This window comes from Streptomyces capitiformicae (genome assembly GCF_002214185.1).
Classification (GTDB): domain Bacteria; phylum Actinomycetota; class Actinomycetes; order Streptomycetales; family Streptomycetaceae; genus Streptomyces; species Streptomyces capitiformicae.
In genome coordinates, this window is record NZ_CP022161.1 from 2,409,607 (window position 1) to 2,422,327 (window position 12,721).

The following is a 12,721-nucleotide window of genomic DNA, read 5'->3' on the forward strand; positions in this document are numbered from 1 at the left end:
TGCTGACCGGCCGTGCCCCCGCGGCCTCCCCCGCGTTCCGTGTGATCGAGGGGGCACGCATACTCGTGGGGTGACCGCGTACGAAGCCCCGGGCGGCCCCGGTACCGAGGCGTTCGACGCCATCGTGCTCGCCGGCGGCGCCGCCCGGCGGCTCGGCGGCGCGGACAAGCCCGGTGTGCGCGTGGGCGGACGGGCCCTGCTCGACCGCGTGCTGACCGCCTGCGCCGGAGCCGGGACGACCGTCGTCGTCGCCTCCCCCCGCCCCACCGCACGCCCCGTGCTGTGGGCCCGCGAGGAGCCACCCGGCGGCGGACCCCTCGCCGCGCTGGACGCCGGGCTCCGGCACACCACCGCGCCGTACGTCGTCGTTCTCTCCGCCGACCTGCCCTTCCTGGACGAGGAGACGGTACGGCGGCTGCTCGACGCCCTCCGCGCCGCCGACGCCGACGGCGTCCTGGTCACCGACTCCGACGGCCGGGACCAGCCCCTCGTGGCCGCGTACCGGGCCGAGGCCCCGCGCCGGGAGCTGGCGCGGCTCGCCACCGAGCACGACGGCCTGACCGGGCTCCCCCTGCGGCGGCTGACCGCCGCTCTCCGCCTCACTCGCATCACCGACCCGGTCGCGTCCTTCGACTGCGACACCTGGGACGACATCGCCGCCGCCCGCGCACGGATCAGGGAGCATGGCCACGTGTTGGATGAATGGATTACCGCAGCCAAGGACGAGCTGGGGATCGACCTCGACGTCGACACCGCCGAACTGCTCGACCTCGCCCGTGACGCCGCCCACAGCGTGGCCAGGCCCGCGGCCCCGCTGACCACCTTCCTCGTCGGTTACGCGGCCGCCAAGGCCGGGGGAGGCTCCGAGGCGGTCACCGAGGCCGCCCGCAAGGCCGCTGCCCTGGCGCTCCGCTGGGCCGACGAGGACAGGACCGACGCCGAGCCGGGCGCAACAAAGCCCGGTAGCGGCACGGACGCCCCCGGCACGGCCCCGGACGCCGGATGACCGCGCAGGACGCCGAGGAACTCGACGTGGAGGAGGCGCTCGCCGTGGCCAACGACAGAGTCGCCCGCGGGCCGGGCGAACCCCGCTCCGCCCGCGAGACCCCCGCCACGGGCCCGTCCGCCGCACACCCCGCCAAGGACGACGCGCACCAAAGGGCCACCCCCTGGCCCGAGGCCCGCGCCACCGCCGAGCGCGCCGCCCGCTCGGCCGGGCGCCGACCCTCCGTCTCCGTCACCGTCGACGACTCACTCGGTCTCGTTCTCGCCGCCCCCCTCACCGCCCTCACCGACCTCCCCTCCTTCGACACCTCCGCGATGGACGGCTGGGCGGTCGCCGGACCCGGCCCCTGGGACGTACGGGAGGACGGTGTGCTGGCAGGGCACGCCGAGCCCGAGCCGCTCACGGACGGCGAGGCGGTCCGTATCGCCACCGGCGCACGCATCCCGTCCGACACGACCGCCGTTCTGCGTAGCGAGCACGGCCGCACGGACGACAAGGGACGACTCCACCCGACCCGGGACCTGGCCCACGGCCAGGACATCCGCCCCCGTGGCCAGGAGTGCCGTATCGGCGACCAACTGCTGCCGCTCGGCACGCAGATCACCCCGGCCACACTCGGACTCGCGGCGGCCGCCGGATACGACACGCTGACCGTCCTCCCCCGCCCCCGCGTCGAACTGCTCGTCCTGGGCGACGAACTGCTCACCGAAGGGCTCCCGCGCGAGGGCCTGATCCGGGACGCCCTCGGCCCGATGCTGCCGTCCTGGCTACGGGCGCTCGGGGCCGAGGTCATCGCCGTACGACGGCTCGGGGACGACGCCGAAGCCCTGTACGAGGCCGTACGGAAATCCTCCGCCGACCTCATCGTCACCACGGGCGGGACGGCGGCCGGACCCGTCGACCATGTCCATCCCACCCTGCGCCGTGTCGGCGCGGAACTCCTCGTCAGCGGCGTCAAAGTGCGCCCCGGCCACCCCATGCTGCTGGCTCGCATGAAGGCGAACCAGCACCTGGTCGGCCTGCCGGGCAACCCGCTGGCGGCTGTCTCCGGGCTGTTCACGCTAGTGGAGCCCCTGCTGCGGACCCTCGCCGGACGAGCGGCCCCGGAGCCGTACGCGCTGCCCCTGAGCGAGGCCGTGCACGGGCACCCGTACGACACGCGACTCATCCCCGTCGCCCTGCGTGAGGACGACGCCGTACCGCTGCACTACAACGGCCCCGCCATGCTCCGCGGTATCGCCACCGCAGATGCCCTCGCTGTCGTACCACCCGGCGGCGCCCGCCCCGGTCAGGAGTTGGAACTGCTCGATCTGCCCTGGGCGACAGCAGGGATCCAAGTGTGTTTCACGTGAAACGTCCGCCTGACCAACTACCCATGCGACGGAGGGTGTTTCACGTGAAACATTGGACGCGCTGGGGTGAAGTGCAGCAAGGGGATGTACGCGGAAACGGGGAGTGTTTCACGTGAAACTGCCGGGCCAAGACGTGATCGCCCGCCAAGCGGACGAGCGTCTCGCGACCCACCAGGTGAGGCTGCCGAAGAGAGCGGTCGAGCGGCCGCTCCGCCAGGTCACCAAACGGCTGGTGATGGCGCTGGTCGTGCTGGTCTCAACCGCGCTCATCGTCTATGCCGATCATGGGGGTTACAAGGACAATTCCGATGGTCCCGTTGACCTGCTCGACGCGTTCTACTACGCGACGGTCACCCTTTCCACCACCGGGTACGGCGACATCACCCCGGTCAGTGACGCTGCCCGGTTCACCAACATCTTCGTGATCACGCCGCTGCGTGTGCTGTTCCTGATCATCCTGGTCGGCACCACGCTGGAGGTGCTCACGGAGCGCACGCGCGAGGAATGGCGACTGAACCGCTGGAGGGCGGCCTTGAGGGAGCACACCGTTGTCGTCGGCTTCGGCACGAAGGGACGGTCAGCGATCCAGACCGTCTGCGCGACAGGGCTGAAGAAGGAACACGTCATCGTCGTTGACCCCAGCTCCCAGGTCATCGAGGCGGCGACGGCCGACGGATACGTGGGGATCGTCGGTGACGCGACCCGTAGCGATGTGCTGCTACGGGCCGAGGCGCAGAAGGCGCGGCAGATCATCATCTCGACCGCGCGGGACGACACCGCCGTGCTCGTCACGCTGACCGCCCGCCAGCTCAACCGCGGCGCGAAGATCGTGGCCGCCGTACGGGAGGAGGAGAACGCGCCGCTGCTGAAGCAGTCCGGGGCCGATGTCGTCATCACCAGCGCCAGCGCGGCCGGGCGGCTGCTCGGGCTCTCCGTGCTCAGCCCTGCCGCCGGCATGGTCATGGAAGACCTCATCCATCAGGGCAGCGGGCTCGACATCGTCGAACGGCCGGTCATAAAGGCCGAGGTGGGGCGCAAGGCGAGGGAGGCGGACGACCTGGTGATCAGCGTCCTGCGCGGGCATCGGGTGCTCGGCTACGACGATCCGTCCATCGGCGAACTCCAGCTGACGGACCGGCTCATCACCATCGTCCGCGCCACGCCGAGCACGAAGATCACCCCCGAGACCAAGCATCTGCCGTAGCGGGAGCAAGAGAACGCCCCTGGGGACGTACTCCTGACGTACTCCCCAGGGGCGTTTCTGCTTCTCGAACGCTACTTGCGGTTGTACAGCCGCATCGTGATCGGGCCGAAGATCAGCACGAACAGCGCGGACCAGCCCAGCGACCAGGCGATTTCCGCGGCCGGCCACTCGCCCGCCATCAACTCCCGCACCGCCGACGCCAGATGCGTGACGGGGCTGTTGTTGACGAACGCCTGAAGCCAGCCCGGCATGGTGCTCGGGTCGACGAAGACGTTGGACAGGAAGGTCAGCGGGAAGATCACCATCATGCTGACGCCCATCACGGACTTCTCGGTGCGCAGCATCAGCCCGAACATCGTCCAGATCCACGAGAACGCGAACGAGAAGACGATGAGCAGCGCGACGCCGAGGACCACGCCCACGAACCCGCCGTCCGGGCGGTAGCCGAGGATCATGCCGACGGTGAGCATCACCACGGACGCGATGGCGTAGCGCAGGGCGTCGCCCAGCAGATAGCCGACCATCGTCGACGGCCGCCAGATCGGCAGCGAGCGGAACCGGTCGAAGACACCCTTCTCGATGTCCGTGTTGACCGAGACGCCGGTGTACATCGTGATCATCACGACCGACATCACCAGGATCCCCGGCAGCAGGAACTGGATGTACTCCTTGGGGGAGCCGGCCAGGGCACCACCGAAGAGGTACGTGTACATCAGCACCATCATGATCGGGAACGCGGTGACGTCGAAGAGCTGCTCCGGCACATGTTTGATCTTGAGTATGGCCCGCCAGCCGAAGGTCAGTGACGCGGACAGGGCGCTGGGTCGTGGTGGCCGCTCCTTGGAGATCAGCAGCGCGGCGAGCGACTCGGCGCTGACCGGGGCGAGTTCCTTGCTTTCGGTGGTGGTCGCGGTGCTCATGCCGCCGCCTCGTCCTTCGTGTTGACGACCTTGGGGTCGTGGGCCTTCGTGTCGTGTCCGGTGAGGGCGAGGAACACCTCGTCCAGGCTGGGCTGCCCCAGCGAGAAGTTGTCGACGGTGATGCCGGTTCGGGCCAGCTCGGCGAGCGCGCGTGCTGCGGCCTCGGCGGCACCTTGCCCGTTGGCGGAGCCCGCGCCGACCCGCGCCGTCAGGGCCACCGGGTCCGGATCCCGCTGCACCTCGGCGTCGAGGGCTATCCGCAGCACCTCCTCGGCCTGCGGCCGCTGGGCGGCGTCGCGCAGCCGCAGATGAACGGAACCAGCGCCCACGGATGCCTTCAGTTCACCCTTCGTGCCCTCCGCGATGACCTTCCCGTGGTCGATGACGGCGATCCGGGACGCCAGCTGGTCGGCCTCGTCCAGGTACTGCGTGGTCAGCAGCACCGTCGTGCCCTGGGCGACCACCGCGCGCACGATGTCCCACACCTGGTTGCGGCTGCGCGGGTCGAGGCCGGTCGTCGGCTCGTCCAGGAACAGCAGGTCCGGGGTGCTGAGGATGGACGCGGCGATGTCGATACGGCGCCGCATGCCGCCCGAGTAGTGCTTGACCTGTTTGCCGGCCGCCTCGCTCAGGCCGAAGGCCTCCAGCAGCTGCTCGGCGCGGTGTCGTGCGGCCCGCTTGTCGTGTCCGAGGAGCCGGGCCAGCAGCACCAGGTTCTCGGTGCCGGTCAGGTCCTCGTCCACGGAGGCGTACTGCCCGGTCAGGCTCACCCGGCCGCGAACCTCGTCGGCCTCCCGGACGACGTCGTGACCGAAGACGTGCGCCTCGCCGCCGTCGGGGCGCAGCAGGGTGGCGAGCATCTTCACCGTGGTCGTCTTGCCGGCGCCGTTCGGGCCGAGGACGCCGTAGACCGTGCCGGTCGGCACGGCCAGGTCGACGCCGTCGACGGCCCGGGTCTCGCCGAACGTCTTCACCAGACCCGCGGTCTCGATCGCGAGGCCGGACGTCTGTTCGCTCATGTCTGAGGTCCTTCCGCGTACGGGGCCCGTGTCCGGGGCTATGCAAAGGGAGACCGTCCAGGCCGCCGGAACTCATCGGTCACCGCACGAGAACCACGACAGTCATGACAGCCTCGGCGTCGAAGCGAAGCGCGCCGACGGCGACCCGTGCGGCCGTAACCTCTCCACCGTCCCTCCGGTGAAGATCGAACGCACCTCATTTAGGACCAAGGACGGAGCCGGGCAGGACCAAGGACGGACCTGTAGGGGACCAGAGGCGGAGCCGGAGAGGGCCAAGGGCGGCGGCGCCGGATCGGGTCGGCTTCGGGGTGACTGGGACGGGCGGCGGGGGCCGGCTCGGGGCCGGGCCGTGCAGGGTGACCGGGACCAAGACGGAGGCCGCACGCGCGCGTTGGCCAGGAACGCAGACGTTGGTCCGTCGGGATACGGGGCGCCTGCCAACTGGGCAGTCGCCACGGCCGGATCGCGATGGGCGCCGGCGTCGGCCGGGGCCGACCAGCGGGCCGAGCGCGGTCGGCAGCACAGGGGAACCTGGACCGAAGTGCGGCACCGGGACAGCAGCGGGCCCGGCGGCACGGGCCGCATACGACGAGCGGCGGCCCCGGGACCGGGGGACGGCTCCCGGCCTCAGGGACGACTCCGGGCCTCGGGGGTGGCTCCGGGCCTCGGGGTGGCACCGGGACTGAAGGGGGGTTCCCGGCCTCAGGGACGGTTCCCGGCCTCGGGGGTGGCTCCGGGCCTCGGGGTGGCACCGGGACTGAAGGGGGGTTCCCGGCCTCAGGGACGGTTCCCGGCCTCGGGGGTGGCTCCCGGCCTCGGGGGTGGCTCCGGGCCTCGGGGTGGCACCGGGACTGAAGGGGGGTTCCCGGCCTCAGGGACGGCTCCGGGCCTCGGGGGTGGCTCCGGGCCTCGGGGTGGCACCGGGACTGAAGGGGGGTTCCCGGCCTCAGGGACGGTTCCCGGCCTCTTCGCGATGCTCCGCGACGGCACCTTCTACGAACCCCAGCCCGCCCCACCAGCTTGACGAAACCCATAGGGGCACCCCCCTCGGCTTCACCCTGGACACCGAAGAGCTCAAGGACTACGCCGACTGACCCACAGCGATGCCGGGCCCACGAAAGTCGTGGCCCGGCATCGCTCTCCCTGAACGGTTCACGAGCGGAAGGTCAGGCGCAGGTCAGGCGAGGGAAGCCGAGCGCAACGGCATCGGCTCGAACTCGTACCCCTCCCAGATCCTCCGCGACGCCTCTTCCGGATACGCCCGAACCCCGGGCTCCGCGTCCAGCACCTGCGTCAGTCGCCGCTCCCCGTCGTACGCCGCCCAGCCCGGTTCCCCGGTCCGCGCGAACGCCGTCCACGCCGTCTGGAAGCGGTCCGTCAGCGCCTTCGCCTCCGCCGGTACCCCGCTGCCCATGAACACCAGGTTGCCGAGGTCCGCGTCGTACGTGCCGAACAGCAGCGGGATGTCCAGGCCGTGACAGGCGCCGAGCCCGCCGCCGTAACCCGGCGCCGGCCAGGTCAGCTCGTACATGTGCGCCCGTCCGCCGCCCGCGATCTGCGCCTCGGCCAGGTGGAGGGACGGCATGCTGAACAGCCAGTCCGTCTGGACGCGTTCGAACAGCGCGCCCGGCGTGGCGTCCGGGAAGGCCGCGCGGTAGGCCTCCTCGCCGTCCGGGCCCGGCGCGAACATCCGCAGCGCCCACGCGTCACGCTCCTCGCCGAGCTTGCCGAGCTGACCGCCGAGGGCGACGAACAGCCGGAACTCGTCGCGGTTGTGTCCGACGATCAGCTCCACGTCGCGGGCCGCGCCCGCCGCGAGTGCCTGCCAGGGGGTGCGCGGCAGCACCTCGCCGTCGACGACCGGCGCGAAGGGCGTGACGGTGGGTGCCGCCTGGCCCCATCTGTCCTCGTACGCCCGCATCTTGGCGGACAACGCCTCGCCCGCGGAGGTGAGTTGACGCGGGTCGACGTCGGCCAGGGCGGCGGCCGTCGGGGGCAGACCGGCCTCCTTGGCGATCTCGCCCGCGATGTCCCAGGCGAGTTCGTCGGAGAAGTAGGTCCCGGGCACGCTCTGCGCGATCGCCCGCCGGAACAGGCCCCGCGCGCTCGGCATGGCCAGCAGCGAGGCGACGCACCCCGCCCCCGCCGACTCCCCGAAGACCGTGACCTGCCCGGGATCCCCGCCGAACGCCGCGATGTTGTCCCGTACCCACTCCAGCGCGGCGACCTGATCGAGCAGCCCCCGGTTCGCGGGCGCGCCCTCGATACGGGCGAACCCTTCGATCCCCACCCGGTAGTTGACGGTGACGACGACCAGATCACCGGCGCGCGCTATGTGCCGGGCGTCGTAGCCGGGACTGCCGGAGTGCCCCAGCTTGTAGGCGCCGCCGTAGATCCACACCATCACCGGCCGACGGGCGGCCGGATCCACGTCGGGCGTCCACACATTGACGGTCAGCCAGTCGTCGCCCGTGGGCGCGTCGAGTGTGCCGGTACGACCCTGGAAGCCGGACTCCTGTGGGGGCGGCGGCCCGAAGGCGTACGCCTCCCGTATCCCCTCCCACTCCCGCACGGGCCGAGGCGCCCCGAACCGGGCCTCCCCCACGGGCGGTTCGGCGAACGGAATACCCCGGAACACCGCGAGCCCGTCCTCGCCACGCCCACGCACCGCACCGCCCGCGGTACGCACGACAAGATCACCGGCTGCCGTCATCGTCGACTCCTCACTGGGAAGCAGGACTGCCGCCCCACTCAACCCAATGAGCTTGCCTGAGTCAACCAATAGTGGGTTCCGGGAGATGCGACATGCGCATCTCCCGGACCACATTGGGGAGTTGGAGCTCAGCTCAGGGACCGCAGGGAAGCCGGCTCGAACGGCTTCAGCTCGTCGAAGCGGCCGTCGAGGACCTTCGCCGCCCACTCGGGGTCCTGGAGCAGCGCACGCCCGACGGCGACCAGGTCGAACTCCTCGCGCTCCAGCCGGTCGAGGAGGTCGTCGAACCCGCGGGCCTGTGCCCCCTCGCCGGCGAAGGCCTTGAGGAACTCACCGTCGAGGCCGACCGAGCCGACGGTGATGGTCTGCTTGCCGGTGAGCTTCTTCGTCCAGCCCGCGAGGTTGAGGTCGGAGCCCTCGAACTCGGGGAGCCAGTAGCGGCGCGTGGAGGCGTGGAAGGCGTCGGCTCCGGCGGCGGCCAGCGGGCCGAGGATGGCCTCCAGCTCCTCCGGCGTCTCGGCGAGCCGGGCGTCGTAGTTGTCCGACTTCCACTGCGAATACCGGAAGATGACCGGGAACTCGGGCGACACCACCTCGCGCACTGCGGCGACGATCTCCGCCGCGAACTTCGTACGCGCGACCGCGTCACCACCGTAGGCGTCGGTACGGCGGTTGGTGCCGGCCCACAGGAACTGGTCGATGAGGTAGCCGTGGGCGCCGTGCAGCTCGATCCCGTCGAAGCCGATGCGCTCGGCGGCCGCGGCGGACTCGGCGAAAGCGCCGATCACATCATCCAGATCACTCCGGGTCATGGCCTTGCCCTCGCCCTCGGTGCCGTCGAGACGCACCCCGGACGGCCCGACGGCCGGAGCCTCCGCGAACGGCGGCTCCCCCTGCTTCCGCACCATCCCGATGTGCCACAACTGCGGCACGATCGTCCCCCCGGCAGCGTGCACGGCCTCGGCGACCTTCGCCCACCCGGCCAGCTGCTCCTCCCCGTGGAACCGCGGGACGCTGTCGCTCTGCCCGGCCGACTCATGCCCGACGTACGTCCCCTCGGTGACGATCAGCCCCACCCCCGCGGCCGCCCGCCGCCCGTAGTACGACGCCACATCCGCACCGGGCACCCCACCCGGCGAGAACATCCGGGTCATCGGCGCCATCGCGATGCGGTTGGGCACGGTCAGCCCGTTGATGCTGACGGGCCGGGACAGGATCTCGGCGGCGCGAAAAGGGGAGGCGGAGGTGGCGGTGGACACGTGGGGACTCCTCGGAGCAGGGGACTGACTGACAATATGTGCACATGCATGGACCTACCCATGCGTCAACCACTCCGTCCGGTACGGGATTCCGCCGCCACACCCCACGAACTGTGATCCCGGACACGTCGAAACGCCCGAGGGCGGCACCCCCTGTCTCCAGGGAGTGCCGCCCTCGGTACTGAAGGACGGTGATCAACCAGAGGTCGATCAGAAGTCCATGTCACCGCCCGGCATACCGCCACCGGCGGGCGCGGCGGCCTTCTCCGGCTTGTCGGCGATGACGGCCTCGGTGGTGAGGAAGAGCGCGGCGATGGAGGCGGCGTTCTGCAGAGCGGAGCGCGTGACCTTCGCCGGGTCGATGATGCCTTCCTTGACCAGGTCGACGTACTCGCCGGTCGCGGCGTTCAGGCCGTGGCCGGGGGTGAGGTTGCGGACCTTCTCCACCACGACGCCGCCCTCGAGGCCGGCGTTGACGGCGATCTGCTTCAGCGGGGCCTCAAGGGCGAGCTTCACGGCCTGGGCGCCGGTCGCCTCGTCACCCTCGAGCTCCAGCTTCTCGAAGACCTGGGAGGCCTGGAGCAGGGCCACGCCACCACCGGCGACGATGCCCTCCTCGACGGCCGCCTTCGCGTTGCGAACGGCGTCCTCGATGCGGTGCTTGCGCTCCTTGAGCTCGACCTCGGTCGCGGCACCGGCCTTGATGACGGCCACGCCGCCCGCGAGCTTCGCCAGGCGCTCCTGGAGCTTCTCGCGGTCGTAGTCCGAGTCGCTGTTCTCGATCTCGGCGCGGATCTGGTTCACGCGGCCCGCGACCTGCTCGGAGGAGCCGGCACCGTCGACGACGGTGGTCTCGTCCTTGGTGATGACGACCTTGCGGGCGCGGCCCAGGAGGTCCAGGGAGGTGTTCTCCAGCTTGAGACCGACCTCCTCGGAGATGACCTCGCCGCCGGTGAGGATGGCGATGTCGTTCAGCATCGCCTTGCGACGGTCACCGAAGCCCGGGGCCTTGACGGCGACGGACTTGAAGGTGCCGCGGATCTTGTTGACGACCAGGGTCGACAGGGCCTCGCCCTCGACGTCCTCGGCGATGATCAGCAGCGGCTTGCCCGACTGCATGACCTTCTCCAGGAGCGGGAGCAGGTCCTTGACGTTCGTGATCTTGGAGTTGGCGATGAGGATGTAGGGGTCCTCGAGCACCGCCTCCATGCGCTCCATGTCGGTCGCGAAGTACGCCGAGATGTAGCCCTTGTCGAAGCGCATGCCCTCGGTGAGCTCAAGCTCCAGACCGAAGGTCTGCGACTCCTCGACGGTGATGACGCCTTCCTTGCCGACCTTGTCCATGGCCTCGGCGATGAGCTCGCCGATCTGGGTGTCGGCGGCGGAGATGGAGGCCGTGGAGGCGATCTGCTCCTTGGTCTCGACCTCCTTGGCCTGGTCGAGCAGCGCACCGGAGACGGCCTCGACGGCCTTCTCGATACCGCGCTTGAGGGCCATCGGGTTGGCACCGGCGGCTACGTTGCGCAGGCCCTCCTTGACCAGGGCCTGGGCGAGAACGGTCGCCGTGGTCGTACCGTCACCGGCGACGTCGTCCGTCTTCTTGGCGACTTCCTTGACCAGCTCGGCGCCGATCTTCTCGTACGGGTCCTCGAGCTCGATCTCCTTGGCGATGGACACACCATCGTTGGTGATCGTGGGGGCGCCCCACTTCTTCTCGAGGACGACGTTCCGGCCCTTGGGGCCGAGCGTCACCTTGACGGCGTCCGCGAGCTGGTTCATGCCGCGCTCGAGGCCGCGCCGCGCCTCCTCGTCGAACGCGATGATCTTGGCCATGTGAAGTGGTCCTCCCGGACTGGGGTGGATTGCTCCGGACCGTGCTGGCGCCCGCGACGGACGGCCTGCCTGCCTCGTGGTTCCTTGCCCCACCCGGCCTGCGGGCCTCACCGACCCGGTCCTCGTTGTCACTCTCACCTTCAGAGTGCTAACGCCAATGATTAGCACTCGACCCATGCGAGTGCAAGCGGCTCTCGGTAGTCAGCCGGTGATCCGCAGGTGAACGCGCCCCCCGCGCGCCCGGACGCGACCTCGCACACGACCGCGCACGCGCCCCCGCCCCCGCCCCCGCCCCGACACGGAGTCCGCACACACCAGAGGGCTCGCACCCCTGACGGGATGCGAGCCCTCCGAAGAAGAACGAAGAACGTCGCTGCGTTGAACCCGGCGCGTTACTTCAGCGGCCGCCAGTCGGACCATGTCCGCCTGCGGCCCCTTCTGACCCTGCGAGATCTCGAACTCGACCCGCTGGCCCTCTTCCAGGGTGCGGTAACCGTCCATCTGGATCGCGCTGTAGTGGACGAATACATCCGCACCACCGTCGACCGCGATGAAGCCGTACCCCTTCTCCGCGTTGAACCACTTGACGGTGCCCTGAGCCATGCCTAACTCCCCTATTACTGGCCCTTGCGCAGATCCGCACTTCGCGGATCCGGGTCAGACCTCACCCCCCAACGGTTGGGGGTGTGCGCCGGAACGCGTCGACCGCGGCTGAATGTATCTGTCCAACTGCCGTCTGCAACAGGTCAATCGGACGAGAAATCTGGACACGCGGGTTCGGGAATGTACGAACAATTCGCCCGAATTCAGGGCAAGTCGGGCTCCATAAAAGGAACGAAACACGCAAATGCCGTGCACACTTTGGCTACTTCACATAGGGCGTGCGGCGCGATCAGATATGCGCCCGGCATGAAATCACTACGGCGATCGAACCGGGTTCCCCAACTCTACCGCGCTCAACCATAGAGAATTACCCCCTCCGCTTCTCTCGCGGAGGGGGCAATTCGATGAACAGCGAGTAACCAGTGTTACCCACGGTTACTACCGGCGAGTACTGAACGAAGGTCAGCCACCCGCGACAGCCGGGATGATCGAGACGCCGGCCCCATCCGGGGTCGCCGTCTCCAGCCCCTGCTCGAACCGGACATCATCGTCATTCACGTACACATTCACGAACCGCCGCAACTTGCCCTGGTCGTCCAGAACCCGGGCAGCGATCCCGGTGTGGTTCTTCTCCAGATCGGCGATGACCTCGGCGAGGGTGGCCCCTTCGGCCTGAACCTCGGCCTGACCACCGGTGTAGGTGCGAAGAATGGTCGGGATGCGGACATTGACGGACATGACTTGTGACCTCCGGGGAGTGCGGCGAACCTAAGGGGCGCGGGGCGGTATTGAATGCGCGGCTGCCGCCGCGT

The 12,721-nt window shown here is 69.9% G+C and carries 9 protein-coding genes and 1 pseudogene; 3 read left to right on the forward strand and 7 right to left on the reverse strand.

Features of this window, described 5'->3' with window-relative positions; all coding sequences use genetic code 11:
• The first annotated feature begins 70 nt into the window (after positions 1-70).
• The 3 genes from CES90_RS10600 (at position 71) to CES90_RS10610 (ending at position 3,562) form a co-directional block, all read left to right on the forward strand.
• On the forward strand, positions 71-1,006 hold the full coding sequence (locus CES90_RS10600) for an NTP transferase domain-containing protein (protein ID WP_189780839.1): 936 nt from the start codon (positions 71-73) through the stop codon (positions 1,004-1,006).
• Complete coding sequence (locus CES90_RS10605; protein WP_189780838.1) at positions 1,003-2,358, forward strand: molybdopterin molybdotransferase MoeA; 1,356 nt, start codon at positions 1,003-1,005, stop codon at positions 2,356-2,358. Before CES90_RS10600 ends, CES90_RS10605 begins: the two co-directional genes overlap by 4 nt.
• 112 nt (positions 2,359-2,470) lie before the next feature.
• The gene (locus CES90_RS10610; RefSeq protein WP_189780837.1) at positions 2,471-3,562 is read left to right on the forward strand and encodes a potassium channel family protein; all 1,092 of its coding nucleotides are present in this window, start codon (positions 2,471-2,473) and stop codon (positions 3,560-3,562) included.
• A gap of 71 nt (positions 3,563-3,633) precedes the next feature.
• Here CES90_RS10610 and CES90_RS10615 read toward each other — a convergent pair whose 3' ends face one another.
• The 7 genes and pseudogenes from CES90_RS10615 to CES90_RS10645 all read right to left on the reverse strand — a co-directional run bounded on the left by CES90_RS10615 (position 3,634) and on the right by CES90_RS10645 (position 12,647).
• On the reverse strand, positions 3,634-4,482 hold the full coding sequence (locus CES90_RS10615) for an ABC transporter permease (RefSeq protein ID WP_189780836.1): 849 nt from the start codon (positions 4,480-4,482) through the stop codon (positions 3,634-3,636).
• Positions 4,479-5,501 (reverse strand): ATP-binding cassette domain-containing protein, encoded by a 1,023-nt coding sequence (locus CES90_RS10620; RefSeq protein ID WP_189780835.1) that lies wholly within the window; start codon positions 5,499-5,501, stop codon positions 4,479-4,481. The genes CES90_RS10615 and CES90_RS10620 overlap by 4 nt, the downstream gene beginning before the upstream one ends.
• Positions 5,502-6,678: 1,177 nt before the next feature.
• Positions 6,679-8,214 (reverse strand): carboxylesterase/lipase family protein, encoded by a 1,536-nt coding sequence (locus CES90_RS10625; RefSeq protein WP_189784609.1) that lies wholly within the window; start codon positions 8,212-8,214, stop codon positions 6,679-6,681.
• A gap of 128 nt (positions 8,215-8,342) precedes the next feature.
• Positions 8,343-9,473: an NADH:flavin oxidoreductase gene (locus CES90_RS10630; protein WP_189784608.1), complete on the reverse strand. Its 1,131-nt coding sequence runs from the start codon at positions 9,471-9,473 to the stop codon at positions 8,343-8,345.
• A gap of 210 nt (positions 9,474-9,683) precedes the next feature.
• Entirely contained in the window at positions 9,684-11,306 is a 1,623-nt protein-coding gene (groL, locus tag CES90_RS10635) for a chaperonin GroEL (protein ID WP_189784607.1), read from the reverse strand.
• A gap of 402 nt (positions 11,307-11,708) precedes the next feature.
• Positions 11,709-11,909: pseudogene (locus tag CES90_RS10640) on the reverse strand (cold-shock protein); the annotation flags it as partial.
• Between the two features lie 462 nt (positions 11,910-12,371).
• A complete protein-coding gene (locus CES90_RS10645; protein ID WP_189784606.1) occupies positions 12,372-12,647 on the reverse strand; it encodes a MoaD/ThiS family protein in 276 nt (91 codons plus the stop codon).
• Between the last annotated feature and the right edge of the window lie 74 nt (positions 12,648-12,721).